The sequence below is a fragment of the Henriciella sp. genome (genome assembly GCF_029936995.1).
In the GTDB taxonomy this organism is placed as follows: Bacteria; Pseudomonadota; Alphaproteobacteria; order Caulobacterales; family Hyphomonadaceae; genus Henriciella.
Genome location: NZ_JAPYRE010000002.1, coordinates 89,542 through 111,819, shown reverse-complemented (window position 1 = coordinate 111,819; position 22,278 = coordinate 89,542). Strand labels below are relative to the sequence as shown.

Sequence of the window (22,278 nt, the reverse complement as noted above, 5' to 3'; positions counted from 1 at the left end):
CGCGGGGGTATGTCTTGAAAAATCGTGACGCCTGCGTCATGAAAGTACTGAAACCGGGAGGATTAAAGGTTTTGGATCTGTCACGCGCAGAAAGAGTAGTCGTGATTGGCGGCGGCCAGGCGGGTGCGCAGGCGATACAGTCGCTGCGCCAGTTTGGCTATGAAGGGGCAATCACGCTGATCGGTGAAGAGACCGCACTGCCATACCAGCGTCCGCCGCTCTCGAAAGCCTACATGAAGGGCGAGCTTGGCGAGGACCGGCTCTATTTCAAGCACGCCGCCTGGTACGAGGACAACAATGTCGAGACGCTGCTCTCCCAGCGCGTCGAGGCGATTGACCGGTCGGCCCGCGAAGTACGCTTCGAGCATGGCGGACACCTGGCCTATGACGCGCTCATCATTGCCACGGGCTCGCGTCCGCGGGCGCTGCCCATCGAGGGGGTGGAGCTGAAGAATGTCTTCGACCTGCGCGGTCTGTCGGATGTCGAACATATCCAGCCAAAAATGATCGAGGGCCAGAGGCTGGTCATCGTCGGGGCCGGCTATATCGGGCTCGAGGCCGCCGCCGTGGCGCGCCAGCTCGGCCTTGAAGTGACCGTGCTGGAAATGGCCGAGCGTGTCCTTGCGCGGGTGACGAGCCCCGTGATCTCGGAATTCTACGAGCGCCTGCATACCGACAAGGGTGTCGACATACGGCTCGGCGCACGGCTGTCCTCGCTGAAAGGGGAGGGCGGCAAGGTCAGCCATGCCGTGCTGGCCGATGGCGAGCAGATTGCCGCCGACATGGTGCTTGCCGGGATCGGCATCGTGCCGAACATCGAGCTGGCCGCAGAGGCGGGCCTGCCCTGCAAGGACGGGATCATCGTCGATGACGATGCACGCACGTCCGATCCGCGTATCTTTGCCGCCGGCGACTGCACGGTGCGCCCGCTTAACCACTATGCCCGCTCGGGCCGTCTGGAGAGCGTCCATAATGCGATCGAGCAGGGCAAGCTGGCAGCCGCTGCCATCATGAACAAACCGCGCCCGAACATCGACTGCCCGTGGTTCTGGTCCGACCAGTATGATGTGAAGCTGCAGATTGCCGGACTGTCACAGGGCCATGACGAAGTCGTCGTGCGCGGTGACAAATCCGCAAACAAGTTTGCCGCCTTTTACCTGAAAGCCGGCCGGCTGATCGCTGTTGATGCGGTTAACAGCCCGCCTGAGTTCATAGCCTCGAAAAAGCTCATCATGTCAGGTGCGCATGTTGCGCCTGACCGGCTGAGCGATACAACCATAAGCATGAAAGAGATAGCGGCTGACGCCGCCTGAGGAGAGAAACAAAGCCAATGCCGAAAATTATTTACGTAGACCACGAAGGCACCGAGCGCCCGATCGAAGCGAAGAATGGCGAGACCGTCATGGAAACCGCGATCAAGAATTCGATCCCCGGAATTGATGCCGATTGCGGCGGGGCATGCGCCTGCGCAACCTGCCATGTCTATGTCGACGAGGCCTTCATGGGGAAAGTTGGCGAGTCGGAAGAGATGGAGCAGTCGATGCTCGATTTTGCCGAGAATGTTCAGCCCAATTCCCGTCTTTCGTGCCAGATCCAGATCACGGATGAGCTTGACGGGCTCAAGGTGACGACGCCGGAAAGCCAGCACTAGGGTGCTTTACAGTGAACTGATCGCTGGCCTGAAGCGCGGCACGAACGGCCGTGTCGAAGCGACAATCCCCGAAGACTGGATGCAGGGCCGCACGACATATGGCGGCCTTACGGCTGCGCTTTGTCTTGAGTCTGCGCTTGAGCTCGTGCCGGACATGCCCCTGCGTGCGGCACAGGTCGCCTTCGTCGGGCCTGTCGGTGGCGATGTGGTCATCTCGCCGAGCATATTGAGGCGCGGCAAGTCCTCGGCTTTCATAAATGCAGACATGGTTACCGGGGACGGCGTGATGGCGCGGTGCCTGTTCACGTTCGGCGCCAAGCGTGACTCGAAGCTCAACCAGCGCTCACGGGAGTGCCCTGAGGTGAAAGCGCCGGACGAGTGCCAGTCCTTCTTTGGCAGCGGCCGGCGTCCGACCTTTGCCAACCACTTCAATGTGCGACTGGCAGACGGATATCCGCCCATGAGCGGCGCTGAGAGAGGTGACATCACGCTGTGGCTGCGCCACAAGGATGAAGGGGCGTTGTGGAATGCGACCACGCTGCTGTCCATCGCGGATTCGCCCCCGCCTGCGGCCATGTCCATGATGTCTGAGCCTGCGCCGATCAGCTCGATGACGTGGATGGCGGAGTTCCTGACAGACGACATCCAGACGACGGAAGGCTGGTTCCTGGCGCATCATGAGGCGCAGGCCACGAGTGATGGCTATTCCAGCCAGTCCATGCGGCTGTGGAACCGCTCAGGCGACGCGGTTATGATCGGGCGGCAGACCGTGGCGGTGTTCGGCTAGGAACGTCCTCCAGGCGCGACGTGTGGTGTCCGGCTAGTTGTTGAGTGGCCCGGCTGTCACGCTGGCCTTGAGGTTGGAGTACAGGGTTGTCGAACTCGTCGCCCCGTCCTTCATGCCATCGAGAGCGACTGTAACCATGTCGTCTCCCGTTCCGGATACGAAGACACGGCTGAGCCTGTCGCCATCCTGGGGATAACCGGACTCCTGTTCGGTGTAGCCATAGGCCGTCTGCAGGAGGGCATCTCCGATCAGGTTGAAAGTGACTTCCACCGGAAGATCGTTGGAGGCCACTTGGCAGGAAGAAAAGGGGTCAAGCTGGAGCTGAACCACGCCCTCGACCATCTGGTGGATGGGCAGGGTCTCGTTCTGGAATAGCGGCGTGCGGTTTTCCCAGAGCTGGCCGATGGGCGTGACGCCGTCGACTTCGAATTCGCTGAACGTCTCTTCCCGGTGAATGGCCGGCAGACAGTGCCCGAGCACGGCATCGGAGAAAGCCTTTACGGCCTGGGCCCTTGTGACACCGGCTTCTGACCTTCGCGCTGTATCCCCTGCCGTACTGGCACAACCAGCCGACAGGACGGAAATGGCGAAGATAGTAGCGATCCGGAATTTCATGCGTCTCTCCATTTTGCGGAGAGTATAGCAGGGCTCACGTCGCGGTGCGACTCCAGCAAGTGGAGGTGGCGCATATTTGTATACGCCCTGCGATGTCCGTGCTGTTCGCCCGAGAACAGGGGTCTAGTGGACGACGGCGGCCTTGAGATCGGTCAGATAGTCAACCTGGGCCTGAAGCGCTGTCACGTGTGGACCGTCCTTGCCTTCGGAGAGAAGCTTCGACCTTGCTTCTTCAAGATCGGACTCGACTGTGGCGGCATCAACCGAGCCAAGGTCGACGGCTTCTTCTGCAAGAATGGTCAGCCCGGCTGGTGTGACATCGGCAAAGCCGCCACGCACGAACAGGCGCATCTTCGTTGTATCGCCATCAAGAACGCGCACGACGCCATTCTTGAGTGTCGTCATGAAGGGCGCATGGTGTGCCAGAACGCCGAACTCGCCTTCGGTACCAGGCGCGATCACGTGATCGACCTCACCGGAGAACAGCTCCTTGGCGGGCGAGACGAGGGAGAAGTGAAGCTTGTCAGCCATAAACGCGGCTCCAATTGAATTGCTGCCGTCTCAATACTTGTTTGAGCGGCGTTGTCTACCCGGACTTGCTGTCGCGGCCCGGCCCAATGATGCATTTGCCGGGCGGGGTCCGGGGGCTGTAGATAAAAAGGGTGCAGACAGTGAGGTGAAGGCATGGCGGCGCAGGTGACGATTGAACGGCTGGGGCGAACAGCGGTTGTACGGTTCGATACCGGAGCAAGAGCGAATGCACTGAGCCAGAAGCTGCTCCGCGAGCTTACAGAAGCGGCCCGGCAATTTCACGCAGACCCGGAGATTTCTGCCGTAATCCTGACGGGCCGAAACGACCAGTTCAGCATGGGAGCGGACCTTAAAGACCCAGAGCGGGAGAAGACAGCGGCAGCCGGCCTCAGTGAACGCCGTATCCTGCAACGGGCCGGCCCCGAAATGTGCGAGGCGTGGGAGCGCATCGACGCTGTGACCATCTGTGCAATAGAGGGCTGGTGTATTGGCGGCGGTGCGGCGCTTGCCGCTTCGTGTGACTTGCGGGTGGCTGGCGATGAGGCCGTCTTCTACGTGCCGGAAGTCGAGCGCGGCATGAATATGAGCTGGGGCTCCATCCCGCGCTTCGTGGCACTGATTGGCCCGGCACGGACAAAGCGCCTGGCGGCCCTGTGCGAAAAAGTGGATGCAGCAACAGCGCTGGATTGGGGCCTGTGCGACCATGTCGTTGCGCCAGGCAAGGCGCTTGAGAAGGCACATGAGATCGCAGCGGGCGCAGGCCGTCTGCCGCCGACAGCGCTCAAGATGGTGAAGCAGGACGTGAATACAGCGGCGCTGGCCCTGTCACGCGCGACGGCGCACAGGGACCTTGAATCCTTCCTGCTCATGCAGGGATCGGAGGATTTCCGGGAGGGTGTCTCGGCCTTCATCGAAGGGCGCGAGCCGGATTTCACCGGAGACTAGGCCGAAACGAAAACAGCCGCATCGTTTCCGATGCGGCTGTTGAATTCGTTTCAGAATATGGAGTTGCGTCTACGCGTCTTCCATCATCTTTTCGGCTTTCTTGATGGCCTGGTCCATGTTGCCGACCATGTAGAACGCCTGTTCCGGCAGGTGGTCATACTCACCCGCGATCAGGTCTTTGAAGCCCTTGATGGTGTCTTCGAGCTTGACCTGCTCACCCGGCGAACCGGTGAAGACTTCGGCCACGTCGAACGGCTGCGACAGGAAGCGCTCGACCTTACGGGCACGGGCAACGACCAGCTTGTCCTCTTCGGACAGTTCGTCCATGCCGAGAATTGCGATGATGTCCTGGAGTTCCTTGTAGCGCTGCAGGATTTCCTGAACGCCGCGGGCAACTTCATAGTGCTCCTGGCCAACCGTCTGCGGGTCAAGAATCCGCGAGGTGGAGTCGAGCGGGTCAACAGCCGGATAGATGCCTTTCTCCGAGATCGAGCGGTTGAGAACCGTCGTCGCGTCAAGGTGGGCAAACGATGTGGCCGGGGCCGGGTCGGTCAGGTCATCGGCCGGGACGTAAATGGCCTGGACCGAGGTGATCGAGCCCTTGTTGGTGGAGGTAATACGCTCCTGGAGCTGACCCATGTCGGTGGCCAGTGTCGGCTGGTAGCCCACAGCGGACGGGATACGGCCGAGGAGGGCGGAAACTTCCGAACCGGCTTGCGTGAAACGGAAAATGTTGTCGACGAAGAAGAGTACGTCCTTGCCCTCCTGGTCACGGAAGTACTCCGCCTGGGAGAGGCCGGTCAGGGCAACGCGGGCACGCGCGCCGGGCGGCTCGTTCATCTGGCCATAGACCAGCGTCACGCGGCTATCGCCCTCAAGGTCGATAACCTTGGAGTCGATCATTTCGTAGTAAAGGTCGTTACCTTCACGCGTCCGCTCGCCAACGCCGGCAAAAACGGAGTAGCCGCCGAACAGCTTCGCGATGTTGTTGATCAGTTCCTGAATAAGAACGGTCTTGCCGACACCGGCACCGCCAAACAGGCCGATCTTGCCGCCGCGGGCGTATGGGCAGAGCAGGTCGATGACCTTGATGCCGGTAACCAGGATTTCGGCTTCCGTGGACTGGTCGACGAATTCCGGCGCGGGCGCGTGGATCGGGGCACGGGTCTTGGTTTCGATCGGGCCGCGCTCGTCAATCGGCTCACCGATGACGTTCATGATGCGGCCGAGTGTTTCAGGGCCGACAGGAACGCGGATTGGCTCGCCAAGGTCGGTGACCGGGTGACCGCGAACCAGGCCTTCGGTGGAGTCCATGGCAATCGTGCGCACGGTGTTCTCACCGAGGTGCTGGGCGACCTCGAGCACAAGCCGGGTGCCGTTATTGTCGGTTTCCAGCGCGTTCATGATATCGGGCAGGTGGCCGTCAAATTCGACGTCAACAACAGCGCCGATGACCTGAGAGATTTTGCCGGTCGTGCCGGTAGCAAGGCTGCTCATGGAAGGCGTCTCCTTGGGAGCGGATGATGTTTTGGGCTTTTTCTTGGGAGCCGGCTTGGGTTTCGCCGCCGGCTCAGGGGCAGGTTCGGGTTTGGAGGCCGCAGCGATGGCAGGCGCGACATCGGAAATCTTGACGCCTGAGCGCTTGCTGCTTGTGGCTTCGGCCGGTTTGCAGACGCCACAGGCGCGCGTGTCCTTGTGGTTCAGAGCGTTCGCGGCCTTCTCGGCCTTGGCGAACGTGTCGAAAGGACCGTGCCACTTGTCGTCGTCATTGGTCTGGTCGCCACCAACGCCCTGGCCGTGATTGCAATAGCGGCAGTCACCCGTGTGAATACGGGCGCGTTTCTTGGAGAAGTGTTCGTAGACCCAGAAATCCATAACGTCCTCCTCTAGAGCGCCTCGGCCCCGGAGATGATCTCGATCAGCTCCTTGGTGATCTGTGCCTGACGCGCGCGGTTATATTGCAGCGACAGGTCGTCGATCATCTCGCCGGCATTGCGCGTGGCGTTGTCCATGGCCGACATGCGTGCCGCCTGCTCGCCAGCGCCGCTTTCCAGCATGGCGGAGATGATCTGGGTGTTGATGTAGCGCGGCAGGAGCGTCTCGAGGATTTCCTCCTGCGAAGGCTCATACTCGTAGATGGCGCCTTTGAGGTCGACAATCTCTGCGTCTTCCGGGGCCTTGGCAGGGATGAGCTGCTGGGCGACCGGCAACTGGGTCAGCACGTTCTTGAACTGGCTGTAGACCAGCGTGGCGACGTCGAATTCGCCATCGTCGAAGCGTTTGGTAATGTCCAGGCCGAGGCCGATACCGGCTTCGGTGTAGTCATTGCCGCGCACTTCCGAGAGGTCGACATGACCGACGAAAAACTCGGCATAGTCGCGCTTGAGCTGCTCGCGGCCTTTTTTGCCGACGGTCAGGATCTTGACCGTCTTGCCTTCGGTAACGAGCTTGCGGATGAGTTGGCGGGCTTCCTTGACGACGTAGGAGTTGAAGCCGCCACAGAGGCCGCGCTCCGCTGTCATCACAACGACGAGATGGGTGTCTTCCTTGCCGGTGCCCGACAGGAGTTTCGGCCCTGCGCCTTCGCCCATCGAGCTGGCCAGGTTGGCCACGACACTCGCCATGCGCTTGGCATAGGGCCGCCCTGCATCAGCGGCTTCCTGGGCGCGCTTCAGCTTGGCGGCAGCCACCATCTGCATCGCCTTGGTGATCTTCCGCGTGGATTTCACGCTGGTGATCCGGTTTTTCAGATCCTTGAGGCTGGGCATGGCTCAGCTCCTGCTCCGCGTGAACGAACGACTAGGCGAAACCCTTGGTGAACTCGTCGAGCGTTGCCTTGATTTCGGCATCGATCTCGTCGGTCAGGGCTTTTTCCTTGCGAATCTTGGCGAGGAGGTCCTTCTTCGCGCCACGAAGGTGCGAAAGCAGTTCCTGCTCGAAGCGGGTCACGTCGCGCACGCCGACCTGGTCAAGATAACCACGTGTACCGGCATAGATCACGACAACCTGCTCTTCCATCTGCAGCGGCGAGAATTGCGGCTGCTTGAGGAGTTCGGTCAGGCGCTCACCGCGGTTCAGCAGGCGCTGGGTTGCGGCATCGAGGTCGGACCCGAATTTCGCGAAGGCGGCCATCTCGCGGTACTGGGCGAGTTCACCCTTCATCGAACCGGCAACCTTTTTCATCGCTTTCGTCTGGGCCGAGGAGCCCACACGCGACACGGACAGACCGACGTTCACGGCCGGACGGATGCCCTGATAGAAGAGGTCGGTCTCGAGGAAGATCTGACCGTCGGTAATCGAGATGACGTTGGTCGGGATATAGGCCGAAACGTCGTTGGCTTGGGTCTCAATGATCGGCAGAGCCGTCAGGGACCCGGAATCATAGTCCTCGTTCAGCTTCGCCGCGCGCTCGAGCAGGCGGGAGTGAAGATAGAACACGTCACCCGGATAGGCTTCGCGGCCCGGCGGGCGGCGCAGAAGCAGGGACATCTGACGATAGGCAACAGCCTGCTTGGACAGGTCATCATAGATGATGAGGGCGTGCATGCCATTGTCGCGGAACCACTCGCCGATCGTGCAGCCGGTGAACGGTGCGAGATACTGGAGCGGGGCCGGCTCGGAGGCGCTGGCGGTCACGACGACGGTGTACTCAAGTGCGCCGCGCTCTTCCAGCGTCTTGACGACCTGTGCAACGGTGGAACGCTTCTGGCCAATCGCGACGTAGACGCAGAAAAGCTTCTCGCTGTCGTCCTTGGCGGCGTCGTTGGTTTCTTTCTGGTTCAGGATGGTGTCGATGCAGATCGCGGTTTTGCCGGTCTGACGGTCACCAATGATCAGCTCACGCTGGCCGCGGCCGACCGGGATCATGGCGTCGATCGCTTTGAGGCCGGTCATCATCGGCTCATGGACGGATTTGCGCGGCAGGATGCCCGGCGCCTTCACGTCAACACGGTTACGCGAGGCGACATCCTTGATCTCGCCCTTGCCGTCGATGGCTTCACCGAGCGGGTTCACAACACGGCCGAGCAGGCCACGGCCAACCGGCGCAGCCACAATCTCGTTGAGGCGCTTTACGGTGTCACCTTCCTTGATGCCCCGGTCATCGCCGAAGATCACGACACCGACATTGTCGGCTTCGAGGTTGAGGGCCATGCCCTTGACGCCGCCGTCAAACTCGACGGTTTCGCCGGACTGGACATTGTCGAGGCCGTAGACGCGGGCAATGCCGTCACCGACGGACAGGACCTGTCCGACGTCGGAGACCTCAGCCTCGACGCCAAAATTTTCGATCTGGGATTTCAGGATGCCTGAAATTTCTGCAGCGCTGATGTCCATCGAGCTTCTAAGCTCCCTTCATGGCGATGTTCATACGGTCAAGTTTAGAGGCGACGCTGGCGTCGATCAGGGTCGAGCCGACGCGGAGCTGAATGCCGCCGATAAGGCCGGAATCGACCTCTGTCTCCAGTTCGACATCACTGCCGACAGCCTTTGCCAGCACAGCTTCGAGCTTCTTGCGCTGGGCTGCCGTCATCTTTTCGGCGGTCCGCGCAATAGCGCGTTTCACACCGCGATGCCGGGCGTAGAGTTCATCAAAATAGCTGGCCGCGGACAGGATCTCGTCTGCGCGGCTATTGGTGGCCATTGTGGCCAGGAAGTTCGAGACGATCTTCGAAAGACCGGCTTTCGCGGCCACAGCGACGAGGGCCTTGGCCTTGTCCTCACGGGCGAAGGCGGGCGACTCGAGCAGCAGGGAAAGATCCTTGCTGTCAGCGGCCATGGCGATGACGCTTTTCAGGTCAGTCGCAACGGTTTCCAGTTCGCCCTTGTCCTGGGCAAGCTCAAAAAGGGCGCTCGCATAGCGGCGCGCCGTTTCATTGGCATGGGAGGCGGAAGATGCGGCCAAGACCTTGTTTCCGTCGGTTGCGGGCGAATGCCCTGTTCGTGAATACTGGTAAACGGGCTGGCGGCAAGGCCCCAACCCGATGCTTGCGAGGGCGCTTAGCACTTCGTTCCAAGGCTGACAACATGGCCGCAGCGGTAGAGTTGCGACCGATTGGCACGTTCAGCGCCTAAAGGAAGGAATACGGATCAATATCAGCCTGAATTACGTTCACCCCGACGTTTTATTGCAGCCAGCACATTCGACTGAATGTCCCCAAGAATAAGTTCGCCCCACAGGGCCGCATAAGTGTTCACGGGTGTCGTCGCGCGATAGGATGTGTCGAGTGTCAGCCGGGTTCGCCCATCCGGCAATGCCGCGAGCTCATATCCCCCAGTCATGATCTTCAGATGAGGCCCGTCCGGAGAGATATGGCGATCTGAGCGGTGCGAGACTGAGTCGTTGGGGAAAACGAATTCCCAGCGTAAACTGTCATCAGTCTGTGCGAAAATGTGTTCTTCAAAACTGACACCGTCTTCCCAGCGGGCAAGACGACGCGGGCCACCGCTGCCAAACGTGACAACCGCAGATTTCGGTCGGGGCACGCCAAGAACATCCTGTGTTATGTTCCACCGTCCTTCATGTCGCTGGATGTTGTTCATCTCGAAAAGGAGCGGCCGGACGACCTTGGCCGGTGCATCGATCGTGATGGAGCGCGCAACTACGAAATCCTTGCCCGTTTGAGGCAGTTGAGCTTCCAGCCCGAGCATGAGGAAGGGAAGGGCGGCAAGGACACTGCAGTTGATCCTGTGACGCCCTTGGAACCGCCTGCGCAGTCCCTGAACACAGAGCGCTCCGATCCAGCCACTGAAGACCCAGAATGGCAGGATCATCAGGACGCATATGATGGCTTCAGAGAGAACGAAGCTGCCGGCTACCAATACAGCCAGCAGTAGCCATAGGCGGTATTTGTCAAAGGTGCGTTGTTTGTCGATGGACAGGAGAGAGAGCAGGTAAGTGCCCAAGGCGCCCACGGTGAAGGGCAGGCCAAAAAGGAGGCTGATGCTGATGGTCGCGCCGTTCCATCCAGCTTCCAGCCCGTTCGACAGGAGGGCAAATATAAGTGAAAGCCCTGTCAGAAGAGCAAAGATGAGAACCAGGCGCAGCCCTGCCCATGCCCAGTAGCGTTTCCCGGGTTTGCCGGATGGTGGGCTCAAGACTGTTCTCCCGCGAAATAGGGTTAGAGGGCGCCAAGCCTGCCTTTGGCCGTTCTGTTCGCAACAGTGAACAGATCACGAGCAAATATTCAACTAACGGTTCAGAGGAAGGAATAAGGATCAATATCAGCTGATATTCGCACGGCCGATGGTAGTTTCATCGCAGCCAGCCACGCGCTCATATAAGCCGACAGGTCGACCTCGCGCGGGCAGGTGACCAGAAACCGCATGCGGTGGCGCCCGCGCAGGATGGAAATGGGAGCAGGCGCCGGACCGTAGACAGTGACCCCTTCGCCATTGGGTGCAGCTGCGCCTGCGAGCTTGCCGGCTTCGGCGATCATTTCGGCAGATGGCGCCGACAGGATGAGCGCAGCCATGCGGCCGAACGGAGGCAGGCCCAGTTCGGCGCGTACATCACGTTCGATCTGGAGAAATCCGTCACGGTCCCCGGCAGCCAGAGCGATCATGGCGGGGTTTTCGGTGGCGTAAGTCTGCACCAGTGCGCGGCCGGGACGTTCGGCACGGCCTGCACGGCCTGCAACCTGCGAGAGGAGCTGGTAGGTGCGCTCACCCGCGCGGAGGTCCCCGCCTTTCATGGAGCTGTCAGCGTCGACGATGCCGACCAGGGTGAGGTTCGGGAAGTTGTGGCCCTTGGCGACGATCTGCGTGCCGACAAGGACGTCGATTGCGCCTGACGCCATGCGATCGACAATGCCCCGCGTGTCTTCGCCCGTCTGGGCGGTGTCTGAGGAAAAAATTTCGACTCTGGCCTGTGGCAGGAGCTGGCGCACCTCTTCGGCCACTCGCTCGACGCCGGGGCCGACGCCCATGAGGGAGTCCTTTGCTCCACACATCGGGCACTTGGCAGGCTTGGGCATTGACCAGCCGGTCAGGTGGCAGACGAGCCGGTTTGTATAACGGTGCTCTGTCAGCCAGCTCTCAGTTGCAGGACTTTTCAGTCGCTCACCACAGGCCTTGCAGATGACCAGGGGCGCATAGCCGCGCCGGTTGAGGAAAAGCAGGCTCTGCTCGCCCGCCTCGAAGGTCTGTTCAAGCCCGCGCGAGAGAACGGGCGAGAGCCAGTGGCCTTTTTCCGGTGGATTGGTGCGCAGATCCACGAGTTCGATATCGGGAAGTTTTGCTGCGCCAGGGCGGGCGGAGAGTTTCAGGCGCTGGTAACGGCCAGTCTCGGCATTCACCATGGTTTCAAGCGCTGGTGTCGCCGAAGCGAGAATGATGGCGGCATCTTCCAGCTTGGCGCGCATTACCCCCATGTCGCGGGCATGATAGGTGACGCCGTCTTCCTGTTTGAAGGAGGTGTCGTGCTCCTCGTCGATGATGATGAGCTTCAGGTTTGCGAAAGGCAGGAACAGGGCAGAACGGGCGCCGATGACGATGCGGGCGCGGCCGTGCGCGGTCTCGCGCCAGGTGCGGCGGCGTTCGGCGTCACTGAGAGATGAGTGCCACGGGGCGGGCGGGGCGCCGAAACGTTCCTCGAAGCGTTTGAGCACGGCCTGCGTCAGTGCAATCTCCGGCAGCAGGACGAGGACTTGCGCATTGTCTGCCTTGGAGAGCGCTTCGGCTATGGCTTCGAAATAGACCTCGGTCTTGCCGGAGCCCGTGATGCCGTCGAGCAGGAAAGGCTGGAAGCCGCCCTGTGATATCTGTGCGCGCAGGACTTCTCCGGCCTCTCTCTGTTCGCCGGTGAGATGTGTACCACGTTCGAAATTGGTGGGCTGAGGGTAGGGCAGGTCGGTTGCGGTCTCGCGGGCCTCCAAGGACCCCGTCTCGACAAGCCCCTTGACCACGCCGGGAGAGACGCCTGCCGTACGTGCGAGTTCTGCGGCACTTGTCGGCCCGGTTTCACGCGCCGCATCAAGTACTTTCACGCGCGCATCGGTCATCCGGTTGGAGCGATGGCCGGTGGCCACATAGAGCGTCTGGACCGGTGAAGGCTTGAGCCCGCCACGGGCGCGCAGCACCATGGCGAGGACATGGCCCGGCGCGGCGACATTGTACCTGGCTGCAAAGCCGATGAAGCGGCGCATGGCTTCCGTCATGGGCGGGACGGGGAAGACATCGAGGACGGGCTTCAACTCGCGGGTGTCGTCTTCTGCCCTGTCTCTCATCTCCCAGACCACGCCCGTGCGCTCGATCTTGCCAAGCGGGGCGCGGACATAGCTGCCCGCTTCCACATGCAGGCCTTCCGGCGCCGCATAGTCGAACGGTTCGGGCAAGGGCAGCGGGAAGAGGATACGGGCGATCTTCATGCAGGCTCAGGTTTAGGATGGAGAGGTGATTCCGTCACCCTCCGGTCTGCGGCTTGGCGCGGCGTCACGATTGACGGCCGTGGCGCGGGTGGCAGGCTTCATCCTGAGAAGAATATCCGGAGGAAGCGCTCATGTCTGATATCCTGAAGATCGAGACCGAGAACCATGTCAGCGTGCTTACGTTGAACCGCACAGAAGCGATGAACGCGCTCGACTATCCCCTCTATATGGCGCTGGAAGACGCGATCCGGCAGAGCGAGGCGCGCTGTATTGTTATCACGGGGGCGGGCGAGCGGGCCTTCTGTTCCGGCGATGACGTAAAACAGATTCTCTCAAAGGGCGCACCTTCGACGCCGGAGATGGCTGAACGGGCAAAGGCGACCGGCGGGCTGACCCCGTGTGCCGATGCGCTGTTGCATACCGATATTCCGGTCATCGCTGCGGTGAACGGCTTTGCCCTGGGGTGGGGGGCAGAGCTTGCCATAATGGCGGATATCAGGGTGATGGCGGAGACGGCAAAGTTCGGCGAGATTTTCGTGACACGCGGGCTCTGCTGTGATGCGCCGGGCCTTGGACGGCTGGCGCAGCTGGTCGGACGCGAACAGGCGAGCGAGCTTCTGTTTACAGGCGAGATCATTGATGCAGCGCAGGCAAAAGAGATCGGGCTCGTCTCTCGCGTCGTGCCACAGGCCGACCTTCTGCCGACAGCGCTTGGCATTGCGCAGAAGATCGCGGCCAACCCGCCGCAGGCTGTGCGCGCTTTGAAGGCGGGGCTTCGCCGCACGCTCGATCCGGACTGGCGCGATACCGGCAAATGGGCGATCACCGAAATCCGCCGCCTGATGGAAACAGAGGATGCAAAGGAAAGCGCTGCGGCCTTCATGGAAAAGCGCGCGCCTGTGTTCACCGGCCGGTAGGTGTTCTCAACACCCCCTTAATCTCTCTCGCCGAGATTCGCGGGTATGGAAATCCTGGCCGCCTTTCTTGAGCATATCGGGCGTGAGCGCCGTCTCTCGGACAACACTGTCGAGGCCTATGGGCATGACCTGAGGGGCTTTTTCACCTTTCTTGAAGGGCATCTGGATCAAGCCGTTGGCATCAAGATGTTCCGTCATCTCCATGCCAGCGACATTCGTGCGTTCCTGGCCAGCCGGCGCCGGGACGGGCTGTCGGATGCCTCGATTGCGCGGGTGCTTTCAGCCATCAAGGCGTTCTATCACTGGCTCGACCATCATCATGGTATCGACAATCCGGAAATTGCCTTTCTGCAGGGTCCAAAACGCAGTGCGCGCCTGCCGCGCCCGGTTTCGGTCGCTGTGGCGCGGGACATGATTGGCACAGCCGAAGCTTTCGCTGAGGAGCCGTGGGTGGCTGCCCGCGATGTGGCGGTTCTGACGCTGCTCTATGGCGGGGGACTGCGTATTTCTGAAGCGCTGGACCTGAATGGCGACGCGCTGCCGCTGCCGGAGCGCCTGCGTGTGAAGGGCAAGGGTGGCAAAGTGCGGATTGTGCCGATGATCCCGGCTGTACGCGAGGCTGTCCACGCCTATGCGCGGCTTTGCCCATACCCGCTGACGGCACAGGCGCCGCTCTTCTATGGCGTTCGTGGCAAGCGGCTCCAGCCGGCGATCGTGCAGAAGGGCGTGCAAATCCTGCGGGGCGCGCTCGGCCTGCCGGATACGGCGACACCGCATGCTTTGCGTCATGCCTTTGCAACGCATCTTCTGGCCGAAGGCGCTGACCTGAGGGCGATCCAGACGCTGCTCGGCCATGCCAGCCTGTCGACCACACAGGTCTATACCGGCGTTGACTCCGAGCGCTTGCGGGCGGTTCATGCCAGTGCGCATCCGCGCGGATGAGATAAACGCGTAAGGTAGAGATCATGCCGAGCAAGACCGAACTTGCTGAAGACAGGACTGACCTCGCCGAGGACCGGACCGATTATGCGGAAGACCGCACCATCATGGCGAATGAACGCACATTTGCCGGCTGGATGCGGACGGGCCTTGCCTCGGCCGGGATCGGGCTTGGCTTTCAGGCGATCTTCCGGGCCGTGGAGCCAACCTGGCTCGCCAAGGCCGGGGCCTCGGTCTTCATCCTGATCGCGGTTGCGGTCTTCTTTCTGGCCTACAGGAAAGCGGCGACGCTCGCGAACCGGATGGATTCACACTCAGCCCAGCCTCTGGGACATATCGCGTTCGGGATGATCGCAGGGATGTTCATCACCGGCGCATTAGGGCTCGGTGTGCTGCTCTGGTTCCTCTGAGCCTCAAGCCTTCCTGGTGAAAGCGGCGATGCGCGCCTGCATGTCGGGACCGACGCCTTCATTTTCCATGATTTCCCACTGCAGCCCGGCATCGAGCGCGTCCATGTCGGTTGCTTCCAGCAGGCGCTTGTTGGCGGCATGGCTGAAGGGAGAGTTTGTGAGGGTCTGGCGGGCAAAGGATTCCAGGTCCGTTTCGAAGCTTTCATCGGGGAAGACGTTCTCACAAAGGCCGATACGCAGGGCCTCGTCAGCTTTCACGGTCTCGGCAGTGAACATGAGCCGTTTCGCGGTTGCGATGCCAACCCGCCGGGGCAGGCGCTGGCTCATCCCCCAGATGGGAGTGAGCGCCCATTTTGCGTGTGTGTCGGCAAATTTTGCCGACTGGGCGGCGAGAATGAAGTCTGCCGCGAGCGCGACTTCGAGGGCGCCGGTGTAGCAATGACCGTGCACGGCGGCGATGACGGGCTTGGGCAGCTTTTCCATCAGCCGCAGGGTTTCAGAGTGCCAGCCGCGTGAAGGCACATCCTCGCCCTCGGCAATGTCACCGAGATCATGGCCGGCGGAAAAGCATTTGCCCGCGCCATGGAGGATGACGCAGCCGATGCTGTCATCGGATTTGAGGTCAAGCACATGCTGGCGCAATTGCCTGAACATGGCGACTGTCAGGGCATTCAGCTTGTCCGGGCGGTTCAGTGTCAGCCAGCAGAGGCCATCATCATCGCGGCGGGTGACCAGGTCGCTCATCTCACATTCCTCCTGTTTGCAGTCAGCTTAGGCTGGCAGGAGCGCGAGACAATTGCTGACGCCGGGGAGGGTCAGTCCTTAGTCTTTCGTGTCAGGCCGAAGCGTTTCCAGAAGATGCGGTCGAGCCAGCGTTTAGGCAGGCGTGTCGGGATCGTCCAGTTGGTGAGCTTGTCGGGTACAGGCGCATAGCGTGCTTTTGGGCTTCTATCCGAAAGCGCCGATTCTATCGTCTGGCCGATCACTTCCGGGTCCAGCCCGTTACGGCCGCCTTCCAGCATGACATCCGCGAAGGTTTCGAGCGGATCGGCCCAGGCCGAGCTGGCGTAGGGGTGATCCCTGTTCATGTCTTCGGCCTTGTCCCAGATCGGCGTCTTTACAGATCCCGGTCCGATGGCGATGGCGTCGATGCCATAGATAATGAGCTCGCGGCGCAGGCTGTCGGTCATGGCTTCGACAGCGTGTTTGGTGGCCGTGTAGGCCCCGAGGAAGGGCGCGGAGATGCGCCCGCCGACGCTTGTGATGTTGACGATGCGGCCGGGAGCACCGCTGCGCGCTTCGTCCATGCCGAGCAGGGGCAGGAAGGCCTGCGTGGCACTGAGCAGGCCGAAGACGTTCACGTCGAAATGCTGGCGGAACTGGTCAAGCGGCTGGACGGCGAGCGGGCCCATATTCGCGATACCGGCATTGTTCACCAGCCCGGTCAGCGTCTGCCCATCCAGTGCGGCACTGACGGTTTTTACGGCCGCACTTACCTGATCGGGTTTGGCAACATCCAGGATGAGCGGACGGATATTGCTGTTCCCCTTGCTTAGCGGCTCGCCATCGGAATGTTTCCGTACGCCTGCAAAGACCGTCCAGCCCTGACCGGCAAGATACTCCGCCGCCGCCCGGCCTATGCCGGTCGAGGCGCCCGTAATCACGACTGTTTTCATTTGCCAGCTCCCTTGCTTTCGCAGACCGCAGACAGTCTGCCTTTATGCACTGGGAGTCCAGATAAGCCGGAATTCCTCAAAGACGATGGGTTCGATTGCGGCAAATACGGTGCCTTCTGCGGCACATTCACGGCGATAATAGGCGAGATGAACCTTGCGCCAGTATTCAAGTGACCTGTCGCCCTCTCCCTCTGTGTGGGCGAAGGCTTCTGATGCGGTGTTGAAGGGGTCGACATTGACGATTGTCGTCTCGATCACACAGGCGGGCCGGTCCTCGCCATCAAGCACAAGCGACAGGTCACCCGGCGCAGGCGGGCGTTTGCTCTCTTTCTGGTAGACGGCGAGACGCGTTGCTGTTGCGCGTTTGGTGCCGGACAACACGAGCTCGAGCAGTTCACCGGCCATCTCTGGGCTGTCGCCAAAAGCGAAAATGTCCGCGGGTTTGCGTTGGTCTCCGGTCTCGGTCTGGAAGCGGTCCCAGAAGACCTGCTGGTCAGGCGTCATCCCGACCGCCCTTGATGATGCGAAGCCTTGGCCGTTCACTTTCCCCTCCGGTCTTCGGAGCGGGCAGTTCTTCGCCAGATTTCAGGTCGCTGCCGCGTATGACGCCGAGCGGCGGCCTTTCCGGCTTTGCTGGTTCCGGGGCAGGGGCCTCTTCCTCAATGTCTTCATCCAGCTGGCGGACGCGCGGTGTGTAGGCGGGTTTCTTCTTCGAGCCCAGTGGCTTGCGTGTCTTGAATCCGCCGCCCTTGCCGCGGGCTTTCTTGCCGATTTCGCGCAGCTTCTGGGTCTGGAGTGCGGACATGGGGTCTTCAAGGTCGCCCTTCTCGGGATCGGCAAAGGCCGATCCGAACGTTTCGATGCGCTGTTCGACTTCCTCAAGGAATTCCCGCTCCCAGTCAGACAGGGGCGGGCCTTCGCCGCGCTCTGCAAGCTCGGCGGCCTTGCGCAGCTTGCGCAGGGCTTTTCGTTTTTTCCGTTCGTCGATTTCACGCGGCATGGATGCAATTTATGGCGTTTCGTGCCCCATGCCAAACAGGGCAAAGCGATTACATCTCGCCCAGTGCGACAAGATAGGTTTCCAGGACAGCTTCCTGCTCTTCGCGTTCCTGGCGGTCCTGCTTGCGCAGACGGACGACCTGACGAAGTGCCTTGGTGTCATAACCCATGGCCTTGGCCTCGGCATAGACGTCCTTGATCTGGTCGGCGACTTCTTTCTTTTCCTCTTCTAGGCGCTCGACGCGCTCCACCGTCATGCGCAGCTTTTCGCGGGCTGCATCAGTCAGTTTGCCTTCAAGCTCGTCCATGGGTTCCTGCTCCGCTTAACCTTGTCGACGGGCCGCGTTCTACTGTCTTGTCAGGCGGTTGGCGACCCCGCAAAACATCTGCCTGTCACGTGAGGCTCGCGAATTCCACACGGATTTGTGTTTCGACCCGCCAGAATGGCGACCTATATTCGCAATATGACCCAGATAATCGACAGACTATCAAGGCGAGGTATCCTGCTTGGCGGTGTGGCGGGCACGATCCTCGCGGCCTGCTCGAATGGCAAGGGACAAGCCGCCGAAGCCGTGGCCGCCGAGGCGGAATACTCAGATACGCAATGGCGGCAGATCACGGAGGCCGAATGGCGTGAGCGCCTGTCGCCGGAAGCCTTTGAGGTATTGCGCAAGGACGCAACCGAACGGGCAGGAAGCTCGCCGTTGAATGAGGAAAAACGCGAAGGCACGTTCCACTGCAAGGGGTGTGACCTGCCGCTCTTCAAGTCCGAATGGAAGTATATGAGCGGTACCGGCTGGCCGAGTTTCTGGACCTATATTGAAGGCAACCTTGCCACCAGGCCGGACAATACGCTGCTCATGCAGCGCACGGAATATCATTGTGCGCGCTGTCTCGGCCATCAGGGGCATGTGTTCGAGGATGGGCCGGAACCAACAGGTCTGCGCTATTGCAACAATGGTGTGGCGCTGACTTTCAAGCCTGCAAATGCCTAGGGTTTGAGCCCGCGCCGGCAGTGCTATAGGTTACCCGGCATGACACAACGAGACAGTTTTCAGAGCTGGTGGAGAGATGTGCCATCGAGAGAAAAGGCCGGGCTCAAGATGCTGATGGGCCTTTTTCTTGCGGTCATGACGCTTGCCTCGGTTGCTGTTCTGGCGCTTTACGTCTTCCAGCCGTGATGTGGAGGCCGGTCAGCCGCCAAAAGTCGTTCCGTCACCTTCCTCATCGGTGAGCATCGTATTCGGATTATTGGGGTCCTTATGCTCATATCCGCGCGGGTCGGGGCTGACGAAGAGGTCCATCTGGCGCGGGTCGACATGTTTCTTGCGCCGGGATTTGCGGCCGCGGTCATGGCGGAAATAGAGGTCGTCAGTGTGATCGTCTTCGCGTGAGGCCTTTCGTGCGGCTGGCTTCCGGTCTTCTGAAGGCTGTGCTTCCGTCGTTTCAGGGCGCTGCGCCGGCTTTGGGGCGGCAGCCAGTTTCCAGTATGTGACGGCAAGAACGGGCTTGCCGTCGGCATCCTCATAAATCTGGATAAAGCCCTTCGCATCACCGGACTGGGCCTGCTTCTGGATGGCATCGACCTCGTTGGAGGCCGGTTTCAGCCACTCCGTTTCCAGTGAGAGGATAGCTGTTTCGCCAGCCACGTCTTCAGCTTCATAGCGCGTGCGCGCGGCAGGGCTTGTACCCTTCAGCGCCTCTTCGGCTGTTATGGCAAGCGGATAGGCAAGGCTCATGGGATTTCAGCTAGGGTTTTTAAGGGCTGGCGTCCAGATCGCAGGGCATCAGCCAGTGTTCAGAAGGTCTTCGATGGCAGGTTCGGTTGCAAAGTTGAGGCGGTTGGCAGCAAGACGGGCAAATCTCAGCGTGACGGCCTTGCGCCGGGCCGCTGCGAGCGGAGTGGGCTGGGGCTCTCTCAGGACAGCGCCGCCGAACCCGTCAGCCACGATCAGACCGGTCTCACCGGGGATAAGGTCTTTCGGGAAAGCATGGCCAACAGCGAAATAGAAGCGGTCGCAGAAAGGCAGGTAGTCCGGCCATTTCCCATCTGCCCGGAAATCGGCCACCGAGCTTTTGACTTCCACAATCGCGACTTCGCCTTTTGGGCCGATGGCGGCAATATCGGCGCGCCGACCATTTGCGAGTGTCATCTCGGTGACGCCGGCATGGTTCATGTCAGCAAACAGGCGCAGAACACCGCGGCAGATATCGCCTGCACCCGGTTTCTGCGGATCATAGGCCATGCGCGCCTCCCAAGCTCATACATATCAGGTTCCCGGTCTGTTCCAGCGTGTTCAGGCGGGACGAAAGAGTCAAGAAAAAAGCCCCGGACTTGAGGTCCGGGGCTTTCTCTAAAGATGCGTCTCGTATGCTTATTCGCGCGAGGCGAGCAGCATCAGGACAAAGCGGAACATGTTCACGAACATGATGAAGAAGTTCAGTGCGCCCCAATTCGTCATGACGGCCAGGCTGCGCTGGTCGCCGGCGAGCTGATAGTAATTCTCCTTCAGCTCCTGCGTCTGCCAGGCCACGAGGACCGCAGAGAGCAGGGCAAACCCGCCGGAAATCATCCATTCCATGCCGCTGGATGGCTCCATGATGCCGAGCATCGGCAGGAACATGTAGATCACCGAGACAGCAAGCAGGGCCCAGATCGCCATGATGGCGAAGCTGCCAATGGCCGAGAGGTCTTTTTTGGTCGTATAGCCCCAGAGCGACAGGGCACCGAAGGCCGACGCCGTGATGAAGAACGCCTTGGCGATCGTCATATAGTTCAGGGATTGCGAAATCCCGCCGGCGGTCTGAGTCTCTACACCGCTTGAGGCCATGTAGAAGTAAACACCCATGCCGAGGCCGACAGTGGCGACGATGGCCCAGTACAGGAAGGCTGTTCCGGTCGGCGACGGGTTCTTCATGAAGAACATCGAGCCGAGAATCAGCGCGATCGGGGCAAAGGCCACGACATAATAGAGTGGCGTGCCGAAAATCAGGTTGAAGAGCGGCTCCCACGTGCCTGCCGCAAAGGCCAGCACGCCGGACAGGGCGATGCCGATGGTCAGCTTCTGATAGACGCCGAGCATGAAGGACCGCAGGCCCTCGTCAACGCTCGCATCCATAGTCCTGCCACGGGCGACAGAAGAGTTGTAGTCGTTCATAGATCCCTCTTTCGAAAGGCCGGCATGAGAGCCATGCCGATTGTCGATAATATGGGCGAAACACGCCCTTAGTTCAAGGAAAACCGGTTGTGTTCGGCAGCCTCGGCTTCCTATCCTGACAGGCGATTAACAAAGGAAAATTTCATGCACGACCGGAAGCGCAAACTGGGCACAACAGACATTGAAGTCACCGCATGCTGTCTTGGCACCATGACATGGGGCCAGCAGAACACCGAGGAAGAGGGCCACGCCCAGATGGACCATGCCGTCAGCGAGGGCATCAATTTCTTCGACACGGCTGAAATGTATTCGGTGCCCCCCAAACCGGAGACGCAAGGCTCAACGGAAAGAATTATCGGAAGCTGGTTCAAGAAGACCGGCAAACGCAAGGACATCATCCTTGCCAGCAAGATGTGCGGGCGCTCTACGCAGACCTGGACGCGCGATGACGATGTGCCTTTCACGCGTCAGACCAAGGCGCAGGTCGACGAGGCTGTCGAGAAAAGCCTGAAACGGCTCCAGACAGACTATATCGACCTTTACCAGCTGCACTGGCCGGACCGTCCGGCCTCGATGTTCGGCAACCGGATCAAGTCAAAGCATTATGAAGTGGACTTCGAGCCCTTTGAGGAGATCCTCAGCCATCTCGATGCGCATGTGAAGGCGGGGAATATCCGCCACATCGGCGTGTCGAACGAGACTGCCTATGGCGTCATGCGTTTTCTCGCCGAGAGCGAGAAACGTGGTCTGCCCCGCATGCAGTCCATCCAGAATGCCTATAATCTGGTCAACCGCACTTTCGAGGAAGATCTTGAGGAATGTTGTGTGCGCGAACAGGTGAGCCTGCTCGCCTATTCGCCGCTTGCGCAGGGATACCTGACCGGGAAATACCGTGATGGGGCCCTTCCGGAAGGCTCCCGCAAGCAGCTGTTCCAGCGCTTGCAGCGTTACGAGAAACCGGGTGCGGAAGAAACGATCAATGCTTATGTCGATCTGGCCCGCAAGCATGGGGCAGATCCGACAGAATTTGCGATCAAATTCTGCGACTCACGCGATTTCATCGGATCGACGATCATCGGGGCGACGAGTCTTGAGCAACTGAAAACATGTATTCGGGGGTTTCAGCTGTCGTGGACTGAAGAAATGGAGGAAGACGTCAGCGCTCTCCACCAGCGACAACCTTCGCCCTGTCCGTAAAGCCGGTAGTATTTGACTTTCCCGCAGTCCCGGCGCAGCATATTCAATGCTGTGACAATTGCAGCAGTGGGACGGACATAAATTGGA

At 60.5% G+C, this 22,278-nt stretch carries 26 protein-coding genes; 10 read left to right on the top strand and 16 right to left on the bottom strand.

All coding sequences use genetic code 11. From position 1 onward, the window contains the following. Window positions 1–71: 71 nt before the first annotated feature. From Q1K31_RS04710 to Q1K31_RS04700, 3 genes are read left to right on the top strand one after another with little or no spacing between them, the layout of a single operon-like run. A complete protein-coding gene (locus tag Q1K31_RS04710; protein ID WP_300377259.1) occupies window positions 72–1,313 on the top strand; it encodes an FAD-dependent oxidoreductase in 1,242 nt (413 codons plus the stop codon). Between the two features lie 17 nt (window positions 1,314–1,330). Next, window positions 1,331–1,651 carry a 2Fe-2S iron-sulfur cluster-binding protein gene (locus tag Q1K31_RS04705; protein WP_300377257.1) on the top strand — a complete coding sequence of 107 codons (321 nt, stop codon included), beginning with the start codon at window positions 1,331–1,333 and terminating at the stop codon, window positions 1,649–1,651. A 1-nt stretch (window position 1,652) separates the two neighbouring features. After that, window positions 1,653–2,438, top strand: a complete 786-nt coding sequence (locus Q1K31_RS04700; RefSeq protein ID WP_300377255.1) for a thioesterase family protein — start codon at window positions 1,653–1,655, stop codon at window positions 2,436–2,438. A 33-nt stretch (window positions 2,439–2,471) separates the two neighbouring features. Here Q1K31_RS04700 and Q1K31_RS04695 read toward each other — a convergent pair whose 3' ends face one another. After that, window positions 2,472–3,053: a hypothetical protein gene (locus Q1K31_RS04695; RefSeq protein ID WP_300377253.1), complete on the bottom strand. Its 582-nt coding sequence runs from the start codon at window positions 3,051–3,053 to the stop codon at window positions 2,472–2,474. Between the two features lie 123 nt (window positions 3,054–3,176). After that, window positions 3,177–3,584, bottom strand: a complete 408-nt coding sequence (locus tag Q1K31_RS04690) for a F0F1 ATP synthase subunit epsilon (RefSeq protein ID WP_300377251.1) — start codon at window positions 3,582–3,584, stop codon at window positions 3,177–3,179. Between the two features lie 153 nt (window positions 3,585–3,737). On the opposite strand from Q1K31_RS04690, the gene Q1K31_RS04685 reads away from it, so the two are divergent. Continuing rightward, on the top strand, window positions 3,738–4,529 hold the full coding sequence (locus Q1K31_RS04685; RefSeq protein ID WP_300377249.1) for an enoyl-CoA hydratase/isomerase family protein: 792 nt from the start codon (window positions 3,738–3,740) through the stop codon (window positions 4,527–4,529). Between the two features lie 69 nt (window positions 4,530–4,598). Here Q1K31_RS04685 and atpD read toward each other — a convergent pair whose 3' ends face one another. From atpD to Q1K31_RS04655, 6 genes are all read right to left on the bottom strand, one after another. Then, a complete protein-coding gene (gene atpD / locus Q1K31_RS04680) occupies window positions 4,599–6,026 on the bottom strand; it encodes a F0F1 ATP synthase subunit beta (protein WP_367187533.1) in 1,428 nt (475 codons plus the stop codon). Between the two features lie 389 nt (window positions 6,027–6,415). Beyond that, the gene (locus Q1K31_RS04675) at window positions 6,416–7,297 is read right to left on the bottom strand and encodes a F0F1 ATP synthase subunit gamma (protein ID WP_300377245.1); all 882 of its coding nucleotides are present in this window, start codon (window positions 7,295–7,297) and stop codon (window positions 6,416–6,418) included. A 31-nt stretch (window positions 7,298–7,328) separates the two neighbouring features. After that, on the bottom strand, window positions 7,329–8,864 hold the full coding sequence (gene atpA, locus Q1K31_RS04670; protein WP_300377243.1) for a F0F1 ATP synthase subunit alpha: 1,536 nt from the start codon (window positions 8,862–8,864) through the stop codon (window positions 7,329–7,331). Between the two features lie 7 nt (window positions 8,865–8,871). Beyond that, the gene (gene atpH, locus Q1K31_RS04665; protein WP_300377241.1) at window positions 8,872–9,432 is read right to left on the bottom strand and encodes an ATP synthase F1 subunit delta; all 561 of its coding nucleotides are present in this window, start codon (window positions 9,430–9,432) and stop codon (window positions 8,872–8,874) included. Between the two features lie 191 nt (window positions 9,433–9,623). Further along, on the bottom strand, window positions 9,624–10,625 hold the full coding sequence (locus Q1K31_RS04660; protein WP_300377239.1) for a hypothetical protein: 1,002 nt from the start codon (window positions 10,623–10,625) through the stop codon (window positions 9,624–9,626). 101 nt (window positions 10,626–10,726) lie between these two features. Beyond that, on the bottom strand, window positions 10,727–12,895 hold the full coding sequence (locus tag Q1K31_RS04655) for a primosomal protein N' (protein WP_300377237.1): 2,169 nt from the start codon (window positions 12,893–12,895) through the stop codon (window positions 10,727–10,729). Window positions 12,896–13,026: 131 nt separating this feature from the next. Between Q1K31_RS04655 and Q1K31_RS04650 the strand changes: the two genes are divergently transcribed. The 3 genes from Q1K31_RS04650 to Q1K31_RS04640 are packed head-to-tail and all read left to right on the top strand — an operon-like array spanning window position 13,027 to window position 15,161. Next, window positions 13,027–13,812, top strand: coding sequence for an enoyl-CoA hydratase-related protein (locus Q1K31_RS04650; protein ID WP_300377234.1), 786 nt, complete (start codon window positions 13,027–13,029; stop codon window positions 13,810–13,812). 45 nt (window positions 13,813–13,857) lie between these two features. After that, window positions 13,858–14,754 carry a tyrosine recombinase XerC gene (locus Q1K31_RS04645; protein ID WP_300377232.1) on the top strand — a complete coding sequence of 299 codons (897 nt, stop codon included), beginning with the start codon at window positions 13,858–13,860 and terminating at the stop codon, window positions 14,752–14,754. A gap of 23 nt (window positions 14,755–14,777) precedes the next feature. Continuing rightward, a complete protein-coding gene (locus Q1K31_RS04640) occupies window positions 14,778–15,161 on the top strand; it encodes a DUF202 domain-containing protein (RefSeq protein WP_300377230.1) in 384 nt (127 codons plus the stop codon). Between the two features lie 3 nt (window positions 15,162–15,164). Here the strand turns inward: Q1K31_RS04640 and Q1K31_RS04635 are convergent, their stop codons facing one another. From Q1K31_RS04635 to Q1K31_RS04615, 5 genes are all read right to left on the bottom strand, one after another. Next, on the bottom strand, window positions 15,165–15,905 hold the full coding sequence (locus Q1K31_RS04635; protein WP_300377228.1) for an enoyl-CoA hydratase/isomerase family protein: 741 nt from the start codon (window positions 15,903–15,905) through the stop codon (window positions 15,165–15,167). A gap of 71 nt (window positions 15,906–15,976) precedes the next feature. Then, complete coding sequence (locus Q1K31_RS04630; RefSeq protein ID WP_300377226.1) at window positions 15,977–16,837, bottom strand: SDR family oxidoreductase; 861 nt, start codon at window positions 16,835–16,837, stop codon at window positions 15,977–15,979. A 42-nt stretch (window positions 16,838–16,879) separates the two neighbouring features. Then, entirely contained in the window at window positions 16,880–17,341 is a 462-nt protein-coding gene (locus Q1K31_RS04625; protein ID WP_300377224.1) for an ASCH domain-containing protein, read from the bottom strand. Further along, window positions 17,331–17,837: a hypothetical protein gene (locus Q1K31_RS04620; protein WP_300377222.1), complete on the bottom strand. Its 507-nt coding sequence runs from the start codon at window positions 17,835–17,837 to the stop codon at window positions 17,331–17,333. The genes Q1K31_RS04625 and Q1K31_RS04620 overlap by 11 nt, the downstream gene beginning before the upstream one ends. Window positions 17,838–17,886: 49 nt before the next feature. Continuing rightward, window positions 17,887–18,144 carry a GapR family DNA-binding domain-containing protein gene (locus Q1K31_RS04615; protein WP_300377220.1) on the bottom strand — a complete coding sequence of 86 codons (258 nt, stop codon included), beginning with the start codon at window positions 18,142–18,144 and terminating at the stop codon, window positions 17,887–17,889. A 135-nt stretch (window positions 18,145–18,279) separates the two neighbouring features. Between Q1K31_RS04615 and msrB the strand changes: the two genes are divergently transcribed. Further along, window positions 18,280–18,831 (top strand): peptide-methionine (R)-S-oxide reductase MsrB, encoded by a 552-nt coding sequence (gene msrB / locus Q1K31_RS04610; protein WP_300377218.1) that lies wholly within the window; start codon window positions 18,280–18,282, stop codon window positions 18,829–18,831. A gap of 39 nt (window positions 18,832–18,870) precedes the next feature. Continuing rightward, complete coding sequence (locus Q1K31_RS04605) at window positions 18,871–19,017, top strand: hypothetical protein (protein ID WP_300377216.1); 147 nt, start codon at window positions 18,871–18,873, stop codon at window positions 19,015–19,017. A gap of 12 nt (window positions 19,018–19,029) precedes the next feature. Here Q1K31_RS04605 and Q1K31_RS04600 read toward each other — a convergent pair whose 3' ends face one another. The 3 genes from Q1K31_RS04600 to Q1K31_RS04590 all read right to left on the bottom strand — a co-directional run bounded on the left by Q1K31_RS04600 (window position 19,030) and on the right by Q1K31_RS04590 (window position 20,994). Further along, window positions 19,030–19,575 carry a hypothetical protein gene (locus Q1K31_RS04600; protein WP_300377214.1) on the bottom strand — a complete coding sequence of 182 codons (546 nt, stop codon included), beginning with the start codon at window positions 19,573–19,575 and terminating at the stop codon, window positions 19,030–19,032. A gap of 48 nt (window positions 19,576–19,623) precedes the next feature. Beyond that, window positions 19,624–20,082, bottom strand: a complete 459-nt coding sequence (gene mmcB, locus Q1K31_RS04595; RefSeq protein ID WP_300377212.1) for a DNA repair putative endonuclease MmcB — start codon at window positions 20,080–20,082, stop codon at window positions 19,624–19,626. 129 nt (window positions 20,083–20,211) lie between these two features. After that, window positions 20,212–20,994 (bottom strand): Bax inhibitor-1/YccA family protein, encoded by a 783-nt coding sequence (locus tag Q1K31_RS04590; protein ID WP_300377210.1) that lies wholly within the window; start codon window positions 20,992–20,994, stop codon window positions 20,212–20,214. A gap of 144 nt (window positions 20,995–21,138) precedes the next feature. Between Q1K31_RS04590 and Q1K31_RS04585 the strand changes: the two genes are divergently transcribed. Next, window positions 21,139–22,191, top strand: coding sequence for an aldo/keto reductase (locus Q1K31_RS04585; RefSeq protein WP_300377208.1), 1,053 nt, complete (start codon window positions 21,139–21,141; stop codon window positions 22,189–22,191). Window positions 22,192–22,278 lie beyond the last annotated feature (87 nt).

Coding starts and splice junctions, on each gene's coding strand:
- mmcB (WP_300377212.1), bottom strand. CDS start 20,082: ATGGCCTATGATCCGCAGAAACCGGGTGCAGGCGATATCTGCCGCGGT.
- Q1K31_RS04590 (WP_300377210.1), bottom strand. CDS start 20,994: ATGAACGACTACAACTCTTCTGTCGCCCGTGGCAGGACTATGGATGCG.
- msrB (WP_300377218.1), top strand. CDS start 18,280: ATGGCGACCTATATTCGCAATATGACCCAGATAATCGACAGACTATCA.
- Q1K31_RS04675 (WP_300377245.1), bottom strand. CDS start 7,297: ATGCCCAGCCTCAAGGATCTGAAAAACCGGATCACCAGCGTGAAATCC.
- Q1K31_RS04585 (WP_300377208.1), top strand. CDS start 21,139: ATGCACGACCGGAAGCGCAAACTGGGCACAACAGACATTGAAGTCACC.
- atpA (WP_300377243.1), bottom strand. CDS start 8,864: ATGGACATCAGCGCTGCAGAAATTTCAGGCATCCTGAAATCCCAGATC.
- Q1K31_RS04605 (WP_300377216.1), top strand. CDS start 18,871: ATGACACAACGAGACAGTTTTCAGAGCTGGTGGAGAGATGTGCCATCG.
- atpD (WP_367187533.1), bottom strand. CDS start 6,026: ATGAGCAGCCTTGCTACCGGCACGACCGGCAAAATCTCTCAGGTCATC.
- Q1K31_RS04635 (WP_300377228.1), bottom strand. CDS start 15,905: ATGAGCGACCTGGTCACCCGCCGCGATGATGATGGCCTCTGCTGGCTG.
- Q1K31_RS04705 (WP_300377257.1), top strand. CDS start 1,331: ATGCCGAAAATTATTTACGTAGACCACGAAGGCACCGAGCGCCCGATC.
- Q1K31_RS04695 (WP_300377253.1), bottom strand. CDS start 3,053: ATGAAATTCCGGATCGCTACTATCTTCGCCATTTCCGTCCTGTCGGCT.
- Q1K31_RS04650 (WP_300377234.1), top strand. CDS start 13,027: ATGTCTGATATCCTGAAGATCGAGACCGAGAACCATGTCAGCGTGCTT.
- Q1K31_RS04600 (WP_300377214.1), bottom strand. CDS start 19,575: ATGAGCCTTGCCTATCCGCTTGCCATAACAGCCGAAGAGGCGCTGAAG.
- Q1K31_RS04655 (WP_300377237.1), bottom strand. CDS start 12,895: ATGAAGATCGCCCGTATCCTCTTCCCGCTGCCCTTGCCCGAACCGTTC.
- Q1K31_RS04630 (WP_300377226.1), bottom strand. CDS start 16,837: ATGAAAACAGTCGTGATTACGGGCGCCTCGACCGGCATAGGCCGGGCG.
- Q1K31_RS04625 (WP_300377224.1), bottom strand. CDS start 17,341: ATGACGCCTGACCAGCAGGTCTTCTGGGACCGCTTCCAGACCGAGACC.
- Q1K31_RS04615 (WP_300377220.1), bottom strand. CDS start 18,144: ATGGACGAGCTTGAAGGCAAACTGACTGATGCAGCCCGCGAAAAGCTG.
- Q1K31_RS04685 (WP_300377249.1), top strand. CDS start 3,738: ATGGCGGCGCAGGTGACGATTGAACGGCTGGGGCGAACAGCGGTTGTA.
- Q1K31_RS04690 (WP_300377251.1), bottom strand. CDS start 3,584: ATGGCTGACAAGCTTCACTTCTCCCTCGTCTCGCCCGCCAAGGAGCTG.
- Q1K31_RS04620 (WP_300377222.1), bottom strand. CDS start 17,837: ATGCCGCGTGAAATCGACGAACGGAAAAAACGAAAAGCCCTGCGCAAG.
- Q1K31_RS04640 (WP_300377230.1), top strand. CDS start 14,778: ATGCCGAGCAAGACCGAACTTGCTGAAGACAGGACTGACCTCGCCGAG.
- Q1K31_RS04645 (WP_300377232.1), top strand. CDS start 13,858: ATGGAAATCCTGGCCGCCTTTCTTGAGCATATCGGGCGTGAGCGCCGT.